At 44.9% G+C, this 17781-nt stretch carries 15 protein-coding genes; 4 read left to right on the plus strand and 11 right to left on the minus strand.

Features of this window, described 5'->3' with window-relative positions; genetic code table 11:
- Positions 1-66: 66 nt before the first annotated feature.
- Both AACX33_RS16270 and AACX33_RS16275 read right to left on the minus strand, forming a co-directional pair.
- On the minus strand, positions 67-1239 hold the full coding sequence (locus AACX33_RS16270) for an LL-diaminopimelate aminotransferase (protein ID WP_193997444.1): 1173 nt from the start codon (positions 1237-1239) through the stop codon (positions 67-69).
- Positions 1240-1449: 210 nt separating this feature from the next.
- On the minus strand, positions 1450-1650 hold the full coding sequence (locus AACX33_RS16275; protein ID WP_006196413.1) for a hypothetical protein: 201 nt from the start codon (positions 1648-1650) through the stop codon (positions 1450-1452).
- A 659-nt stretch (positions 1651-2309) separates the two neighbouring features.
- Between AACX33_RS16275 and AACX33_RS16280 the strand changes: the two genes are divergently transcribed.
- From AACX33_RS16280 to AACX33_RS16290, 3 genes are all read left to right on the plus strand, one after another.
- Positions 2310-4898 carry a TIGR03960 family B12-binding radical SAM protein gene (locus AACX33_RS16280; protein ID WP_193997443.1) on the plus strand — a complete coding sequence of 863 codons (2589 nt, stop codon included), beginning with the start codon at positions 2310-2312 and terminating at the stop codon, positions 4896-4898.
- Between the two features lie 640 nt (positions 4899-5538).
- Positions 5539-7737: an Rne/Rng family ribonuclease gene (locus AACX33_RS16285; RefSeq protein WP_193997442.1), complete on the plus strand. Its 2199-nt coding sequence runs from the start codon at positions 5539-5541 to the stop codon at positions 7735-7737.
- Positions 7738-7744: 7 nt separating this feature from the next.
- Complete coding sequence (locus AACX33_RS16290) at positions 7745-8440, plus strand: ribonuclease HII (protein WP_193997441.1); 696 nt, start codon at positions 7745-7747, stop codon at positions 8438-8440.
- 220 nt (positions 8441-8660) lie between these two features.
- Here the strand turns inward: AACX33_RS16290 and AACX33_RS16295 are convergent, their stop codons facing one another.
- Positions 8661-9245, minus strand: a complete 585-nt coding sequence (locus AACX33_RS16295) for a DUF1997 domain-containing protein (RefSeq protein ID WP_193997440.1) — start codon at positions 9243-9245, stop codon at positions 8661-8663.
- Positions 9246-9367: 122 nt separating this feature from the next.
- On the opposite strand from AACX33_RS16295, the gene pheA reads away from it, so the two are divergent.
- Positions 9368-10237 (plus strand): prephenate dehydratase, encoded by an 870-nt coding sequence (gene pheA / locus AACX33_RS16300; protein ID WP_193997439.1) that lies wholly within the window; start codon positions 9368-9370, stop codon positions 10235-10237.
- A 59-nt stretch (positions 10238-10296) separates the two neighbouring features.
- Here pheA and AACX33_RS16305 read toward each other — a convergent pair whose 3' ends face one another.
- The 8 genes from AACX33_RS16305 to AACX33_RS16340 all read right to left on the minus strand — a co-directional run bounded on the left by AACX33_RS16305 (position 10297) and on the right by AACX33_RS16340 (position 17675).
- The gene (locus AACX33_RS16305; protein WP_193997438.1) at positions 10297-10944 is read right to left on the minus strand and encodes an LON peptidase substrate-binding domain-containing protein; all 648 of its coding nucleotides are present in this window, start codon (positions 10942-10944) and stop codon (positions 10297-10299) included.
- 291 nt (positions 10945-11235) lie between these two features.
- On the minus strand, positions 11236-11553 hold the full coding sequence (rpsJ, locus tag AACX33_RS16310; protein ID WP_193997437.1) for a 30S ribosomal protein S10: 318 nt from the start codon (positions 11551-11553) through the stop codon (positions 11236-11238).
- 174 nt (positions 11554-11727) lie between these two features.
- Entirely contained in the window at positions 11728-12957 is a 1230-nt protein-coding gene (tuf, locus tag AACX33_RS16315; protein ID WP_193997436.1) for an elongation factor Tu, read from the minus strand.
- A 22-nt stretch (positions 12958-12979) separates the two neighbouring features.
- Complete coding sequence (gene fusA, locus AACX33_RS16320; RefSeq protein WP_193997435.1) at positions 12980-15058, minus strand: elongation factor G; 2079 nt, start codon at positions 15056-15058, stop codon at positions 12980-12982.
- A 143-nt stretch (positions 15059-15201) separates the two neighbouring features.
- Positions 15202-15672 (minus strand): 30S ribosomal protein S7, encoded by a 471-nt coding sequence (gene rpsG, locus AACX33_RS16325; RefSeq protein ID WP_089091537.1) that lies wholly within the window; start codon positions 15670-15672, stop codon positions 15202-15204.
- Positions 15673-16044: 372 nt separating this feature from the next.
- Positions 16045-16428, minus strand: coding sequence for a 30S ribosomal protein S12 (rpsL, locus tag AACX33_RS16330; protein WP_006196398.1), 384 nt, complete (start codon positions 16426-16428; stop codon positions 16045-16047).
- A 98-nt stretch (positions 16429-16526) separates the two neighbouring features.
- Entirely contained in the window at positions 16527-16865 is a 339-nt protein-coding gene (locus tag AACX33_RS16335; RefSeq protein ID WP_193997434.1) for a HesB/IscA family protein, read from the minus strand.
- A gap of 390 nt (positions 16866-17255) precedes the next feature.
- Positions 17256-17675: a cupin domain-containing protein gene (locus AACX33_RS16340; protein WP_193997433.1), complete on the minus strand. Its 420-nt coding sequence runs from the start codon at positions 17673-17675 to the stop codon at positions 17256-17258.
- Positions 17676-17781 lie beyond the last annotated feature (106 nt).

A 17781-nucleotide genomic window follows, 5' to 3' on the forward strand; every position in this document is an offset into this window, starting at 1 on the left:
GGGCAGGGTGCAGGGGGGAGAAGATATTTATTTCCCAATGACAAATGACAAATGACAAATTACCAATCAAGCGTAACGAATACCAGCATCTCTGAGGCGTTGAATGGCTTCATGCATCCGCTCATCGGGAATTGTGAGGGCAATTCGGAAAAAACCTTCGCCGGCTGCACCATAACCATTACCCGGAGGAACCATAATGCCACATTTGTCAAGTAAAAGGGAGACAAATTCTGTGGAAGAATATCCTGGAGGTACAGGAACCCAGACGTAAAGTGTAGCTTTCGGCGGTGCAATTGGCCAGCCCAGGGATTGTAATCCTTGCACAATAATGTCGCGACGCTTTTGGTAAACTGACATGAGAGATTGCAGTTCTGCTTCACTGGTAGAATAAGCTGCGATCGCGGCTTTTTGAATTGCCTTAAATACTCCAGAATCGACGTTGGTTTTCACCTGTCTCAAAGCTTGAATACCAATGGCGTTACCAACTACAAAGCCAATGCGCCAGCCTGTCATGTTATACGACTTAGACAAACTGTGAAACTCAATGGCTACATCTTTTGCACCAGGAACTTGCAGGACACTCGGCGGTTTATAGCCATCATAAGCCATCTCTGAGTAAGCATGGTCATGACATAGCAAAATATTATACTGCTTGCAGAAAGCTACCAGTTCTTCAAAAAATTCTAAGCTGGCTAAGGCTCCAGTGGGATTATTCGGATAATTAATCCACAATAATTTGGCTTTACGGGCAATTTCTTCAGGAATCGTATTTAAATCAGGTAAATAATTGTTTTCTGCCTTCAAAGGCATGGTATAAGGTTCACCACCAGCGAAAATTGTCGCAGTCTGATACACAGGATAACCAGGATCTGGGATGAGGGTATAGTCTCCCGCTTCGACAAAAGCTAAGAAGGTGTTGTGTATTGCTTCTTTGGAACCAATGGAAGAGATAACTTCTGTCTCTGGATTTAACCCTGTTACCCCAAACCGACGTTCCATTAAATTAACCGCCGCCTCCCGGAATTCTGTCGTCCCCTGATAAGGTGGGTAGTTATGGGTGGAAGCATCATCAATTGCTTCATGCATGGCTTGAAGAATATGAGCCGGAGTCTGTTTATCTGGATCGCCCAGTGCCAGATTAATGATATCAACTCCCTCAGCCACAAGTTGTTCCCGCTTGCGGTTAATTTCAGCAAACAAATAGGGAGGAATTTTTTCTAAACGTTTAGCGGGCTGCATGGCGGTTTACTACTAATGCAAATTGTGGATGCTCATTAGCACAGTTTACGCCACACTGGTGAGAGAAATACTAAAGTTCACGGAAAAAAACCAGCAATCATCTCGTGGCTGCCATCAGCATTGCTGTTAATCTATATTTAAGGCTTTATTTTGCTATTTATGGTCAAAATGGGTTTTAATTACCATTAAATTCCAGTGCCAAAATCAGGATTAATATCCCCAACTCGGTACTAACTTAATTCGACCAGCATCCATTTCTGCCATTAATAGCTCTAGAGCTTCATAGTCAACATCTGAAATGTGACCCATTTGGGTCAACTCCGAATTGATTTCATTTTCGATTTCAGGTGTTAGTTTTTTAATGTCTAGCGCTTTTTCTACCAATTGACGAATAACGTACTTAGTTCTCATAACTAATAAACCAATTATATATGATAATAATTATCCAAGATAGTGATTGGTATAAAATGTGATCTAAATTCCCCTATTTCTGTGATCAATATCACTAAGGAATTGGATCAATAATTTGTCGTAAAGTCTGGTATGCAACCCTAGCCAGCATGAAAATAAAATGATTGAATCTACACCTGCGACTTGCCGAAATTAGCTGGAGTGATGGACTAGGTAAGCTTTGTCAGCAAAGTCACAGCTAATTTGTCTGCTCTCTGGCGGTCTATGTAGATTGTTTGAGAACTGGGTTGGAAAAAAAGTATATATGAATACAATTTATCCTGTATTTATGACAATCTTTAAACAGACCGATGAAAGTCATAAAGATTTCGCAAAGACACCGGAAAAGTGTGGTCAAGATCCGAAAAAACAGTTTATGTTCCAAGAAATCTCGAATTGAAGATTCCAGAACTCTAATTAGATGAGGATGTCAATATGCAAATATTCCTGAAGTGTCGGAAAATTAAAGTTATCCTTTAGCACATTATGTGCATCAATAGTCGAAAAGTAAATTTGTGTAAAGGAGTTGTTATTTGCAGCGATCAACTCTACTGAAAAGCCTAAATCAATGCTAAGTTAGAGTAGATAAGCTGTAATTAAGGTAGCTAGAAGATAGCATAGTGGCTGTTGCAGTCGAAAAATTAATCACACCGGATATTTTAAAGCCCGCACGTTACTTGGGTAACGAGCATTTAGCGGTACATAAACCTTGGGATACGGCAACAATACGCTGGGCGCTAACCTACCCAGAAGTATATGAAGTCGGATCTTCCAACCTTGGGCATATCATTCTTTATAACATTTTGAATGCCCAGCCTCAGCAGTTATGCGATCGCTCTTATCTACCAGGTGCTGACCTGGCGGCTAAATTGCGGACTACTAATACACCCCTGTTTGCCGTAGAATCGAAGCGATCGCTCAGAGAATTTGACATCTTGGGTTTTAGTCTCAGTTACGAACTGGGAGCTACTAATATCCTAGAAATGTTAGACCTGGCAGAAATTCCCCTCACATGGCTTGAAAGAGCCGAGGGTAACTACCCGTTAATTTTTGCCGGAGGACAGACAGCAACATCAAACCCTGAACCATACGCCGATTTCTTTGACTTTTTCGCCCTCGGAGATGGGGAAGAATTACTCCCAGAAATTGGTTTAGTCTTGGCAGAAGGCAAACAAGCAAAACTGAATCGGGAAAAATTGCTCCTGGATTTAGCACAGATACCAGGCGTATATGTCCCTCAGTTTTACGATATGGCCACCGATGGCTCAGTTCATCCTTCCCGCCCAGATGTGCCAAAACGGATTCTGCGCCGGGTCGCCACCCCCATCCCCGCTTATTCTATCGGCCTAGTTCCCTATGTCGAGACCGTCCATGACCGCCTGACACTGGAAATTCGCCGGGGTTGTACTCGCGGTTGTCGCTTTTGTCAACCAGGAATGCTGACTCGTCCAGCTAGGGATGTAGAACCAGATCAGGTAGTCACAGCCATTGAAGCCGGAATGCGCGCCACCGGTTACAACGAGTTTTCGTTGTTATCGCTGAGTTGTTCTGATTATTTGTCCTTACCAGCAGTAGGGATGGAAATCAAAAATCGGTTAAAAAACGAAAATATTTCCCTAACTCTTCCCAGTCAACGGGTAGATAGATTTGACGAAAATATTGCCAATATTCTTGGCGGCACACGGCAGGGGGGATTGACTTTTGCCCCAGAAGCCGGCACCCAAAGAATGCGGGACATTGTAAATAAGGGCTTAACTAATGAAGAATTACTCAGAGGTGTAAAAACTGCCTGGTCACAAGGTTGGGATAAAATCAAGTTATATTTCATGATTGGCTTGCCTGGTGAAACTGATCCTGATGTTGTCGGCATTGCAGAAACAGTTAGCTGGCTACAACAAGAGTGTCGGGGTAGAGGTAGAAAACCTTTAAACTTTAACTTGACAATTTCTAACTTTACACCCAAGCCCCATACGCCTTTTCAGTGGCATTCAGTGTCTACCAGCGAGTTCAAACGTAAACAAAATTTACTCAGGCAAGAATTCCGCCGCATCAGGGGTGTCAAAGTCAATTTTACCGATGTCCGCATTTCCGCAATGGAAGACTTTGTGGGTAGAGGCGATCGCACTTTAGGAAAAGTCGTCCGTCGCGCTTGGGAATTGGGAGCCGGCATGGATTCCTGGTATGAAAATTTAGATGCCGCCTATGGTGCTTGGGAGACAGCCATCGCCGAAGCTGGTTTACATTGGAAATACCGTCTAGTAGAAGAAGCAGGGGAGCAGGGAGCAGGGAGCGGGGGAGATTCGTTAAATCAACCTTTACCTTGGGACCACATTGACACTGGTATCGATAAAAAATGGCTCCAAGAAGACTTAAAACGTGCCTTGGAAGCCGCCATAGTACCTGATTGCTCATTTGAAGGTTGCTCTCACTGCGGTGTCTGCGGCACCGACTTTGGACATAATGTGGTGATTCCGCCGCCAGCCATACCAGAGTTTGCCGGGAATTTTGTGCCTAATACCACCAAAGCCCAAAGATTGCGTGTCTGCTTTGGCAAGCAAGGAACAATGGCACTGGTGAGTCACTTGGATTTGATGCGTCTGTTTGATCGAGTCATTCGCAGAGCCAGTTTACCAATTGCTTTCACAGGTGGTTTTCATCCTGGGCCGCGAATTGTGATCGCTTCTGCCTTAGCTCTAGGAGCTACCAGCAGTGGGGAAATTGTAGATTTTGAATTAACTGAGTCTGTGGAAGTTGAAACCTTCCGCCAACGACTCGTTCAGGAACTGCCCACAGATATCCCCATCTATGATGTTAGTACAATAGATTTAAAATCTACAGCAGCTAACCAAGTCATGGAAGCAGCAGATTATTCAATCACAGTGGCAACATCCGCATCCGTTACCCCTGCACAATGGCAAAACTGGATTGATACAATCAAAGCCAAAGAAGAGCTTTGGTGGCAGAAAACAAGCAAGTCAGGCAAGCAGACCTTAATAAATCTGCGATCGCGCTTATTTGAATTGGATTTCCTAGAGAGCCTCCAGACCAGTGTTGCAGAATCTACAGTTGTCCTGCGCTATCTAGGTAGTTGTCGCCCTGATGGTGTGATATTGCGTCCTGAACACATCCTGTCCATGCTGGAAATGGTCGCAGAGGAAGAATTTCAACTTCTGCACATCCACCGCAATCAGCTAATTTTAGGAGTATAATAGCTCAAGGGCAATTTGCTAGTAGTTGCTCAGACCGAGGATGATTATGAGGTTTGATTCCCTCAGTTGGGTTAGAATCAAATCAAGAGAATTTTCTGGCGCTGCATTAAATGGACTAGTTCACTCCTGGTGGTAATCACGGGAGCGAAAGCCAAGATATGAGAGTGTGATTTCTAAAGATTGTATCCCAGACAAAGGCCTTGCTTGACTTCGTAACACCAAAAGCGAACGCAACGCCAACGGCGAACGATATCAGCCCTCAGCCCAACGGTGAGGCAGATTCACAGAACCCACTCCTTCTCCAGCTATTTTGTGAACTAGTAATTTAAACACAGTTTCCATCGGCGAGTTTTTCTCAATGCCTTTTAAACAACTGTAGCAATGCCTAATCCTTAGATGTGATGGTATTGCCTAAAATATCAACACTGGATGGCTTATTTGCTTAAAACTTTATGCAGGCGTTTTGGAATAGTCGAGAGCGTGTCAGCGCAATTGTTTTAGTCGTAAAAGCTCACCGGAAAATTGAGCAAAAAAGTCACAATTTTTATGATCAGCAGCGCCTTTTAGGGAACCGCAGAGGCGAAGGGTATCACAAACCTCCATGTCTCTGGTTGGTGCTGCCAATTTTTGAGGAAATTGAATGCCAAAGCAAATTATCATAGCTGAACAGTATCAAATTGCTGCCGTCTTTTCGGAAGATCAAATCCAAGAACTCGTCGTCGCTACTGGTCATCACCAAATCGGTGATGTCTATTTGGGTGTAGTAGAAAATGTATTACCTGGAATAGATGCAGCCTTTGTGAATATCGGCGACCCAGAGCGCAACGGCTTTATTCATGTTACAGACTTGGGGCCATTGAAGCTGAAGCGGACCGCCGCCGCCATTACCGAACTATTAGCACCACAGCAAAAAGTCCTAGTCCAGGTAATGAAAGAGCCAACAGGGTCAAAAGGTCCCAGGCTCACCGGGAATATTACCTCACCAGGGCGCTATGTCGTGCTGATGCCTTATGGTAGGGGTGTAAATTTATCCAGACGGATTAAAAGTGAAAGTGAGCGCAACCGGTTGCGCGCCTTAGCGATTTTGATTAAACCCGCCGGTATGGGTCTGCTCGTGCGTACCGAAGCCGAAGGCAAACCAGAAGAAGCGATTATCGAAGATTTGGAAGTGCTGCAAAAGCAATGGGAAGCCATTCAGCAAGAAGCTCATTCCACTCGTGCGCCCGCCCTCTTAAATCGAGATGATGATTTTATCCAGCGTGTCCTGCGGGATATGTACGGTGCCGATGTGAATCGGATTGTCGTCGATTCTAGTACGGGTTTGAAACGAGTCAAACATTATTTGCAGAACTGGAGTGGAGGTCAAACTCCCCAAGGTGTGTTGATTGATCATCACCGCGATCGCTCACCTATATTAGAGTATTTCCGCATCAGTGCCGCCATCAAAGAAGCCCTCAAGCCGAGAGTAGATTTACCTTCTGGCGGTTATATTATCATTGAACCCACAGAAGCATTGACAGTTGTCGATGTCAACTCTGGTTCCTTCACCCGCTCGGCCACCGCCAGAGAAACAGTTCTGTGGACTAACTGCGAAGCCGCAACAGAAATTGCTCGTCAGTTACGTCTGCGAAATATTGCCGGAGTCATAGTCGTTGACTTCATTGATATGGAATCGCGGCGTGACCAATTGCAAGTCCTAGAACACTTTAATAAAGCACTGAAAGCCGACAAAGCTCGTCCTCAGATTGCTCAATTAACCGAATTAGGTCTAGTAGAACTGACCCGTAAGCGCCAAGGACAAAATATTTACGAATTGTTTGGTCATACTTGCCCAACTTGTGGTGGATTGGGACATATTATGCATCTGCCTGGAGAATCGGAAGTGCGATCGCCAACCACAGCAGATTTAGCCGACCGTTCTGACTTTGGCTACACTCAGTCCAAGGTATCATTGCCTCAGAAAGAACCACGTCTGCCAATAGCTCGAATCAGCGAACCACGAGAAGCATACGATAGTTTTGGGGAAGTCTTTGATGGTGATGGTGACATCAGTCCCTTGGATTTAATAAATCATCCCAGCTATCAAGAACCAGGAGACAACAAGCGTCGTCAACGCATCCGTCGGAGTCGGACTGGTATCAATGGAGCCAACCTCAAGGATGAAAGTGGGGTTACGCCTCTGCCACTAGGTTTTGACAACGAGCCAGTTTTGGACTCCGATGCTGAGGTGGAACTGCGGCTGCGTTCAGTCCCAGAACTGGAAAGAGCTAGTCCAGAAATTCCCTCCCCCACCCTGGGTAAATCCGGTTGGCAGGAAAGGGCAGAACGAACTAAAGTGACCAAAGTCGAGCCTGTCAAACCCGTAGTCGAGCCACCGGAGATTAGAAGCGTGGAAATGACTCTAGAGGAACAAGACGTGTTCGCATTGATGGGAGTTTCTCCTTTAGTGAAATTAGATCAAGAGGTTAAAAGTTCCAAGTCTGTAATTATTAATATTATTGGCCCCGATGCTGTGAGAACTAAACCAAATGAAACTAGTTCAGGTTCCACCGCCGTCAAAACCCTCGATGCTGAAGTGAAGACTTCACAGGTAGAGCTAGAATTGAAACCCCTGAGCATAGTCGAAGGAAACGCAGTCGAAGGAAACCTCGTGGAAGTGGTGAAAAATACTACCGAATCCATCAGACGCGAACCCGAACCTGAAGACCCTCCTACCGCATCCATCAGACCCGAACCCGAACCCGGGGATCCAGAAAACCATATTTCTCCTGGTAACCGTCGCCGCCGCCGTCGTTCTTCAGCTCTAGAGTCTGATTCTTCTACCGGAGAGGATAATTAAATTTCTCATGGTGAGGAGTGAAAAAGCTGGGGCTGATATTTCTGCCTCTACTTTCAAGAAGGAACCGATTTGGCTGGAGTTTTCGGCAAATTGGTTGGAGTTTCCGGACTTGGTTGCCGGTGTGGATGAAGTTGGGCGAGGTGCGCTATTTGGTCCAGTCGTGGCCGCAGCAGTGATTTTGCCTGCTTGTGCTTTGCCAAAATTAGTGGCATCTGAGATTAAGGATAGTAAAAAGCTGTCTAGTTCTCGAAGAATTCGCCTAGCAGAGCAGATTTGTGGGCTGGCCACTGACTGGAAGATTGGTTTTGCTTCCACCAGTGAAATTGATCAAATAAATATTTTGCAGGCGACGCTGTTGGCTATGAAGAGGGCTGTGCTGAAACTGAAGGTCAGTCCTCAGCTATGCTTAGTTGATGGTAATCAGCCCATTCAGGATTTGTTACTCCCGCAAGAAACAATGGTCAAGGGGGATGAGCGATCGCTAACTATTGCGGCTGCTAGTATTGTCGCTAAAGTGTGGCGCGATGACTTGATTATACGTCTAGCATTAAAGTACCCCCTGTATCATCTAGAGCAGAACAAAGGTTATGGCAGTCAAAAACATTTAGCAGCTCTGCAACAATACGGGGCTTCACCATTGCATCGCCAGTCTTTTCGTCCTTGTCAAGTCAGCCCTGTGATCACTCCCAAGTCCGTAGGTTAGACAGTCGGTGTGTGTTTTCCCTTGTAGTCAGTAGCGTTGGTGCAATTAATTTCTCCATGCTGGAAGGATAGGAGGACTGATTTTTTATGGACTTGGGGCTATGCCTTGGTGTGGTGTAGCCATAGGCTTTACTAGATTTATCAGGGGAAGATTTGCCCTGACGGCTGGGCTAAAATTGGTCTAACTAATGTGACAAAATACTGAGAAAATGCCAGGTTATTCACTGATTGAGGATGGGTAGTTCTGCACTATAATTTTCTCGCGGGTTGGCTGAGATTTGTGATGTCACCCAGGCGCGATAGTCAGCTAAAAGTTGATGTAGCAGGCGTTGTTTCACAGTCATCAGTACGCTCTTGAGCAAACCATTGCCAGTGGCTTCTAAGATGGCCTTGGGCGTAAAGCAAAATGGTGGTGGTATCTCTACCTGAACTTCTAGATCGGCTTTTCCTTGCAGGCTAGTAATACCGTTTAGCTCGTGCAATGACAAATGTCCTTGTAGGTTTAAGGCGAAGCGTTGGTTAATATACTCGAAGCCTAGAATTTGGCAACTTAGCGATCGCAAGTTAATTGTGCCATTTGATTCTGCCCAGATTCTCAGGTCTACGGTGGGCTGAATGCTGAGGGACATAAAAGATAGAGGCCGCATTTTCAAGCGAAATATTTCTTCCGAAAGCTGATATATGCGGCTGTTGTCGGCTAAGGCATTGACTAAACGTTGGGGCTGACGTAAATAGTGTTGAATAGGAATGGGTTGTGGTGGAACATTAATTTTGACAGTTTGGGAGGCGGTAAACTGGGTGGACATGAATTAAAGAAGCCCTAATTGTTTAATACTTCTATTATTAATTAAATTTAGAGAATCATTGATAAAAGCCACCAAATGAAGTAATTTCGATTAACCGAAAAAATCACTCAGGAATAAACGCTGTGACCATATCCATTGCCCATTTGGGGCCTCCTGGCACTTACGCAGAACAAGCAACTGTTTTTTATGCCCACTGGCTAGCTCAGAAAACAGGACTTCAAGCTATGTTATGTCCCTATTCCAGCATTGCCCAATCACTCCAAGCCGTTGCTAGTGGACAAACCCAGTTAGCTGTTGTGCCAGTGGAAAATTCTATTGAAGGCAGTGTAACTATGACAATGGATACACTGTGGCAATTGGATCGGTTACAAATTCAGTTGGCTTTAGTCATGCCCATTGCCCATGCTTTTATTTCCTGTGCCACTAGTTTAGATAGTATTCAAACTGTTTATTCTCACCCACAAGCTTTGGCGCAATGTCAAGGATGGTTGGGGCAGTTTCTGCCAACGGCACAGCTAATACCCAGCAATTCCACAACCGAAGCACTACAGGGACTAGAGCAAGACTCAACAGCAGCTGCGATCGCATCCAGCAGAGCCGCTCAAATCTATAACCTACCTATATTAGCCAGTAATATTAACGACTATCCAGAAAACTGTACTCGCTTTTGGGTGGTCAGTCAAAGTCAAGACGATTTAATCAATATCTCAGATAGTCCAAGTCACACCTCCCTAGCCTTTAGCGTGCCTGCAAATTTACCTGGAGCGCTGCTTAAACCGCTACAAGTATTTGCTCAACTAGGGATTAATCTCAGCCGCATTGAGTCTCGACCAACAAAGCGATCGCTCGGAGAATACTTATTTTTTATTGACTTGGAAGCAGATGTCAAGCAAGCCCAAATGCAATCCGCTTTAGCACAACTAAGTACTTATGCCGAAATCATCAAGATTTTTGGCAGCTATCATGTTCTACCGATCAGCATTGAACCGTGACCGTTACATACGCGTAATTACGAATTACAAATTACGTTAGCGCAGCGGGGCGCAGCCCATTACGAATTATTAAAAGTGTCTTTGAGAACAGCACGGGCTGCTAAATGATTACGAGTAGTAGTCAAAATTTCCGCTTCTCTTTCCAGGCGAAGCACAGTATCTTGTGTTTCTAGCAGTGCCTGCTGCTCTGAGGCCACACCATAGAGATTACTTGCTACCCAATATGAAAGTTCTGTGGGCAGGTCGGGTAATTCTTCTGGCAATTCCATATTTTGTTCGGTTAACTTGGCTGAGAGACGCACTACATCCCGCAGCAGTTGTTCTACCTCACTAGCCAAAGGACGTAAATCTTTAGTTGGTGGCTGGTCTTCTAACCACTCCACTAAGCCTACACGGTAAGGCTTTTCACGAACATACTCTAAGACCCGAAATCTTTGCTGTCCCAAAGTCAACATTTTCATGCGGTCATCTGGCATCCGTTGGTAATGAATGATTTCTGCACAGCAACCAACGTTGGCAATTGTACCTTCGACTGGATCGACCATCAACACACCGAACCTGCGATCGCTTTCCAAAATCGTGTTCATCATGATTCGGTAGCGAAATTCAAAGACGTGTAGGGGCAATGGTCGAGTGGGAAATAGAACTACTTCAGGTAACGGGAACAGAGGTAGTTCGCGAACTGCAATTATATTCGAGGATGTCATTGTTACCTTGGTATAAATTTAATTTTAAAATTTACTATTCTCTGCTTTTCCCGTACTTTATTTATATTCTATCATTTGTTTCCCAGGCAATAAAAAGCCCTGAGATAAATTTCTTCAGGGCTGGGTAAATATTCATAGCCATGAATTTAAAGCATCCCCGGCCATGAAAAAATGACTGTCGCTGCTTTTGATCACAACCGAATGGGCGAGTCATTAGTAGAGAAGCGATTAATCGTGTCTCTACATTAGTTTTAATAACCAAGGACTAATGACTAATAACCAATGACTAAATTATAGTTTTACTTCAATGTCCACACCAGAAGGTAAATCTAGTTTCATCAGGGCATCAATAGTTTTAGAAGAAGGCTGATAAATGTCAATAATCCGGCGATGGGTGCGAGTTTCAAAGTGTTCCCGCGCATCTTTATCTACGTGAGGCGATCGCAGCACACAGAAAATTTTGCGTTTTGTGGGTAAGGGAATTGGTCCTATGGCTGTAGCGTTAGTTCTGTTAGCCGTGTCTACAATCTTCTCGCAAGATGTGTCTAATAAACGACGGTCAAAAGCTTGTAAACGAATTCTAATTTTCTGCTGCTGTAGAGTTGCCATCTTTAATTTTCCAGGTTCTGATGAATATTTGTGATTGTTGTGACAATTTTTGGGGATTCTTGCCTGAGCGGCCAGATTTTTGTAAACCGTAATTATACATAATCCCAGAAGGAAGAGAAAGGAGCAGAGAGGAATTCTACCATCTCTGCTCCTTTGTTATGGGACAAAAAGGTATTACTTCAGAATTTTAGAGACGACACCAGCACCAATGGTACGGCCACCTTCACGAATTGCGAAGCGCATTCCTTGCTCAATAGCGATCGCGTTGATCAGTTCTACTGTCATTTTAATGCGATCGCCTGGCATCACCATCTCGGCTTCACTACCATCATCGGAAGTAAAAGCTTTAATTGTGCCAGTTACATCGGTTGTCCGCACGTAAAACTGAGGACGATAGCCAGAGAAAAATGGAGTCTTCCGACCGCCTTCTTTTTCTGTCAACACATACACTTCACCTTCAAATTGAGTGTGAGGAGTAATGGAACCTGGTTTGGCTATCACCATACCGCGTTCAATATCAGCCTTCTGAATACCGCGTAGGAGTACACCGGCGTTATCTCCAGCCATACCTTCGTCGAGACTCTTCTTGAACATCTCGATACCAGTCACAGTGGTGTTGCGAGTGTCTCTAATGCCCACCAGTTCAACGTTATCGCCGACTTTGACCTTACCACGTTCAATCCGACCAGTGGCAACAGTACCACGACCTGTGATCGAGAATACGTCTTCCACAGCCATCAGGAAGGGCTTATCTATAGCACGGTCAGGAGTAGGAATGTAAGAATCTACTGCTTCCATGAGAGCATAGATTTTATCTACCCACGGATCTTCACCCTGTTTAGTTTTGGGGTTAGCAGTCATTGCTTCCAGTGCTTTGAGACCGGAGCCTGTGACGATGGGAATGTCGTCACCAGGAAAATCGTAGCTAGATAATAGCTCGCGGACTTCCAATTCCACCAACTCTAGTAGTTCTGCGTCGTCTACCTGGTCTTCCTTGTTCAAGAAGACAACTAGACTGGGAACACCCACTTGCTTTGCCAGCAGGATATGTTCGCGGGTTTGGGGCATGGGGCCATCAGCCGCCGAAACTACGAGAATACCACCATCCATTTGAGCCGCACCAGTGATCATGTTTTTGACATAATCAGCGTGTCCTGGGCAATCTACGTGAGCATAGTGCCGACCTTCGGTTTCATACTCTACGTGAGCCGTATTGATGGTAATACCCCGCGCCTTTTCTTCGGGGGCGTTATCAATTTGGTCGTAGCCTTTACCTGTTGCTTGACCCAAAGCGGCCAGAGTCATGGTAATAGCTGCTGTTAAAGTGGTTTTACCATGATCAACGTGGCCAACTGTACCGATATTAACGTGGGGTTTAGTCCTTTCAAATTTTGCGCGTGCCATGAATGCTCGTTTCCTTTATTAATTAAGCGTTCCCTTTGCTTTTAGCTATGATTGCTTCAGCCACGTTGCGAGGTACTTCTTCGTAGCGGCTAAATTCCATTGAGAAGATGCCCCGTCCTTGGGTCTTCGAACGGATATCAGTAGCGTAGCCAAACATTTCTGCCAATGGGACTTTAGCAGTTACTTTGGCAATTCCATCATCAGATCCCATACCCTCAATTTGCCCACGACGGGAATTCAGGTCGCCCATCACATCCCCAAGGTAGTTTTCCGGAACTTCCACCTCAACTTTCATCATAGGTTCTAAAAGTACGGGTGAAGCCTTCAACACTGCCTCTTTCATTGCCATTGAGCCAGCAATTTTGAAAGCCATTTCTGAAGAGTCTACATCGTGGTATGACCCATCAATCAAAGTTGCTTTCACGTCAATCAATGGATATCCAGCTAAAACACCGGATTCGCAACTTTCTTTCATTCCTTGTTCTGCGGGGTTAATGTACTCTTTAGGTACAGTACCGCCGACAATCTTAGAAACAAATTCAAAGCCGGTACCAGGTTCGCCTGGTTCCAAATTGATCACAACGTGACCATATTGACCTTTACCACCACTTTGGCGAATGAATTTCCCTTCCACCTTGTTGACTGCTTTACGAATCGTTTCGCGGTAAGCTACTTGCGGCGCACCGACATTCGCTTCTACTTTGAATTCTCGTAACATCCGGTCTACCAGGATTTCCAGGTGTAGCTCCCCCATGCCGGCAATCACGGTTTGATTCGTTTCCGGATCAACATGAACGCGGAAGGTGGGATCTTCTTCTGAAAGAGATTGCAGCGCTTTGGAGAGCTTGTCCATGTCATTCTTGGTTTTGGGTTCAACCGCTACCGAGATTACAGGCTCAGGAATGAATAGAGATTCCAGAATTACTGGTGATCCTTCATCAGTGATGGTGTCACCTGTCAAGGTATCTTTTAATCCTAATGCTGCTCCCAAATCGCCAGCCCGCATTTCGTCCACGTCCATGCGTTCATCTGCTTTCAAAATCACCAGACGGGAAATGCGCTCTTTCTTGTTCTTGGTAGCGTTGAGAACGTAGCTACCTTTTTTCAGAACACCAGAATAAACACGAACAAAGGTGAGACGACCGTAGGGGTCAGCCATAATCTTGAACGCTAGAGCTGATAGCGGTTCATTGTCATCAGCTTTGCGCTCAACAGTCTCACCATTCGGTAATGTACCTTGAATTGCTGGTACTTCAGTTGGTGCTGGTAGATAATCTACCACTGCATCCAGCATCAACTGCACGCCTTTGTTTTTAAATGCCGAACCGCAAAGTACCGGCACAATCTTACCGGCAATTGTACCTTTACGCAGGGCAGTCCGAATTTCCGCTTCTGTCAGTTCTTCTCCCTCGAAGTACTTATTCATCAGTACGTCGCTGGTTTCTGCCACAGCTTCTATCAGCTTCGTGCGGTATTCGTCTACCTTCTCTTGCATTTCGGCGGGGATATCGGTTTCTTCGATATCTGTGCCTTCGTCGTTGTTATAAATATAGGCACATTTCCGTACCAGATCAACGATGCCGCTAAATTCAGTTTCACTACCAATTGGCAGTTGAATGGCAATGGCATTAGCCCGCAGGCGATCGCACATTTGATCGTGAACTCTATAGAAGTTCGCGCCTGTACGATCCATTTTGTTGATAAAGGCGATTCGAGGTACTTTGTAGCGGTCTGCTTGTCGCCACACTGTTTCCGACTGCGGTTGTACCCCACCTACAGAACAAAATACTGCGATTACGCCGTCCAACACGCGCATGGAACGTTCCACTTCAATTGTGAAGTCTACGTGTCCTGGAGTATCGATAATGTTAATTTGATGATCTTTCCAGCTGGTAGTGATCGCCGCCGCGGTGATGGTAATTCCCCGCTCACGCTCTTGTTCCATCCAGTCGGTGACGGCAGTTCCTTCGTGAACTTCGCCAATTTTATGAATAATGCCAGAGTAAAACAATATTCTCTCGGTTGTCGTTGTCTTGCCCGCATCTATATGCGCCGCAATACCGATATTGCGTACTCTCTCTAGCGGGATGGTACGTGCCACAGTAGCCTCCTATTATAGTTTTTGCCTCATGATAGCTTGTATATTACTCTTTGTTAAGATTCTATACTTCTACGGAAAACCGTATTTATCTTTCTGAGTCCGCGATATACCGCTTTTAGATCCACGATATACCGCTGCTTTTTTTAGTAACGATAGTGTGCAAAAGCTTTGTTAGCTTCTGCCATCCGGTGTGTTTCTTCGCGCTTACGAATTGCATTCCCGGTTTCGTTGGCAGCATCCATTAACTCGTTGGCTAATTTACTTGCCATTGTGCGACCGGGCCTAGACCGGGAAAAATTTACTAGCCAGCGTAAGGCTAGAGTTGTACCACGATCTGAACGCACTTCCATCGGTACTTGGTAGGTTGCTCCACCAACTCGTCGAGCTTTTACTTCCACCAAAGGTGTGGCGTTTCGCACTGCTCTTTCAAAGGTTTCCAAAGGAGCAGCACCAGTGCGTTCTTCAATAGTTTTCATGGCATCATAAACCAGCCTTGCAGCTAGTGATTTCTTCCCATGACGCATCACCCGCCGGATTATCATGCTTACCAGGCGACTGTTATATACGGAATCAGGCGGAACTGGACGCCTTTGAATAACACCACGACGAGACATACTTTACCTTTAATTCGGATTTGGCAACGAAATTATATGCTATCAGACACTGGATATATGAGCGGAGAAAGCCACCGTTCAAACTTTGTCTTTTTTTCTCTACAGTTGCAGCGAGACTGACCGATTAATTTGCTCACTACAACTAGAGAAGGCGATAACATCATAAATTTTAATATTTAGATGCAACCGCTGCGATGCTGAGGTTGGCAAGCTCCGCTTTGCTGGATACTGCTGAACATTACCTACTTCTGCCAGCTTGATCAGGCTTGAGCGAGATTTCTGCAAATAGCAAGTACCGCTAATTCGTTTGTTCTTCGGCGCTGATCACCGAAGAAGCTCAATCGTCATCCAATACGATTTATCGCTTATTTCCTATTTTTTAGCTTCTTTCGGGCGCTTGGTTCCATACTTAGAACGCCCTTGCTTGCGGTCTTTGACTCCAGCTGTATCTAATGTGCCACGGATAATGTGGTATCTCACACCTGGTAAGTCTTTCACCCGACCGCCACGAATCATGACTACTGAGTGTTCTTGCAAGTTGTGACCGATACCTGGAATGTAAGCTGTGACTTCAAATCCAGAGGTCAGTCTGACTCTTGCTACTTTACGTAGAGCTGAGTTAGGCTTTTTCGGTGTAGTCGTGTATACTCTTGTACAAACACCCCGACGTTGTGGGCATTGCTTCAGAGCTGGAGACTTGGTTTTCTGACGCGCTTTTTCGCGTTCAGTACGGATGAGTTGCTGTATTGTTGGCATGAGTTACAGCGCGTAAAGCTGCTTAGAGGTCTAAGTTTTAACAAATCCTGATTATATCTTTTTTTGGGCTTTTATGTCAAACTTATAGATTTTTTTAGTTAAACAGGGACGGGCGTAGCAATGGAGAAGGAATTACCACAGCCACAGGTAGCGATCGCTTGAGGGTTGTGGAAGCGAAAACCCCCACCCATTAAATCTTCTGAATAATCCAATGCCAACCCATTTACATAATTAAAGCTTTCGTCATCTATGACAACTTTAATACTGCTCAAGTTAAAGACGCGATCGTCAGTTTTTACAGTTTCATCAAACGACAGATCATAAAACCAACCAGAACAGCCGCCTAGCTTAATTGTTAATCTCAACAAAGCATTTGGTTGCTGTTTTAACTGTAATCGTCTAATTTCACTAATGGCTGCTTGACTCAGGTGAATCATGGAATTAGTTTTGGCAATAAAAAACCCTATCTTAAATGTTACAGACGAGTGAGGTACAAAAATTACACTTAAGCAAAAATCTGGTTTTGATTTTTTGAGACTAGATATGAGCCTATGCTTGACTAAGCGCTCCTATTTCTGTCTGTCGTAGATTACTATTATTACCTAAGCATATCACTATTCAGTGTTAGTCCCCACCAAAATTTCGGTAGGGACTGAAGAAACAGGCTGCGCCATGAGTAGCCGAACGGGGGGATTGAAATTACTTTGCACTTCCGGCTGCTTAACTGCCTTTCCCCTTCTTTGAAGGTAGTTATTTCAAACGGTTTAGAGAAATACTCAGTATATTAACTTTGTAATTATTACACCCTAACCAGCGCTGCTGCGGTGTTAATCCTTGGTGCGGGCGTAGTCATCTTGGTAACGAATAATGTCATCTTCGCCTAAATATTCGCCATTTTGGACTTCAATTAACACTAAAGGAATCACACCAGGATTCTCTAGACGATGGGATGTACATTGGGGTACATAGGTTGATTCATTGTTGCTAAGTAGCACTTCTTGCTGGCCACAAACTACCCTGGCTGTACCAGAAACCACAATCCAGTGTTCGCTGCGGTGATGGTGCATTTGCAGACTGAGGCGGTGTCCAGGCTTGACTTCGATGCGTTTGATTTTATATCCGCGCCCTTCTTCCAAAACTGTAAAAGAACCCCAAGGACGCAGTTCAGTTGCCGCAACGCCTTTATTCGCGATCGCCACGGGTAGAGGCAGAGTGTTAGTTTGTGTGGTTTCTTGAAATTGAGCCATAGTTACCTCATTGGGAGACATAACAAACCGTCATTACTCTTAACCATTAATGGAAAAATTTGTCGTGGTTTTGCAACCGTAAAACTTCTTAATTTAGTTGCACTTT

The organism is Nodularia sp. LEGE 04288 (genome assembly GCF_963896525.1).
Taxonomy (GTDB): domain Bacteria; phylum Cyanobacteriota; class Cyanobacteriia; order Cyanobacteriales; family Nostocaceae; genus Nodularia.

What these genes read in the sequence shown, in the direction of transcription:
- AACX33_RS16270 (WP_193997444.1), bottom strand. Translation starts at nt 1,239, where the DNA reads ATGCAGCCCGCTAAACGTTTAGAAAAAATTCCTCCCTATTTGTTTGCT.
- AACX33_RS16275 (WP_006196413.1), bottom strand. Translation starts at nt 1,650, where the DNA reads ATGAGAACTAAGTACGTTATTCGTCAATTGGTAGAAAAAGCGCTAGAC.
- AACX33_RS16285 (WP_193997442.1), top strand. Translation starts at nt 5,539, where the DNA reads ATGCCAAAGCAAATTATCATAGCTGAACAGTATCAAATTGCTGCCGTC.
- AACX33_RS16290 (WP_193997441.1), top strand. Translation starts at nt 7,745, where the DNA reads ATGGTGAGGAGTGAAAAAGCTGGGGCTGATATTTCTGCCTCTACTTTC.
- AACX33_RS16295 (WP_193997440.1), bottom strand. Translation starts at nt 9,245, where the DNA reads ATGTCCACCCAGTTTACCGCCTCCCAAACTGTCAAAATTAATGTTCCA.
- AACX33_RS16305 (WP_193997438.1), bottom strand. Translation starts at nt 10,944, where the DNA reads ATGACATCCTCGAATATAATTGCAGTTCGCGAACTACCTCTGTTCCCG.
- rpsJ (WP_193997437.1), bottom strand. Translation starts at nt 11,553, where the DNA reads ATGGCAACTCTACAGCAGCAGAAAATTAGAATTCGTTTACAAGCTTTT.
- tuf (WP_193997436.1), bottom strand. Translation starts at nt 12,957, where the DNA reads ATGGCACGCGCAAAATTTGAAAGGACTAAACCCCACGTTAATATCGGT.
- rpsG (WP_089091537.1), bottom strand. Translation starts at nt 15,672, where the DNA reads ATGTCTCGTCGTGGTGTTATTCAAAGGCGTCCAGTTCCGCCTGATTCC.
- rpsL (WP_006196398.1), bottom strand. Translation starts at nt 16,428, where the DNA reads ATGCCAACAATACAGCAACTCATCCGTACTGAACGCGAAAAAGCGCGT.
- AACX33_RS16335 (WP_193997434.1), bottom strand. Translation starts at nt 16,865, where the DNA reads ATGATTCACCTGAGTCAAGCAGCCATTAGTGAAATTAGACGATTACAG.
- AACX33_RS16340 (WP_193997433.1), bottom strand. Translation starts at nt 17,675, where the DNA reads ATGGCTCAATTTCAAGAAACCACACAAACTAACACTCTGCCTCTACCC.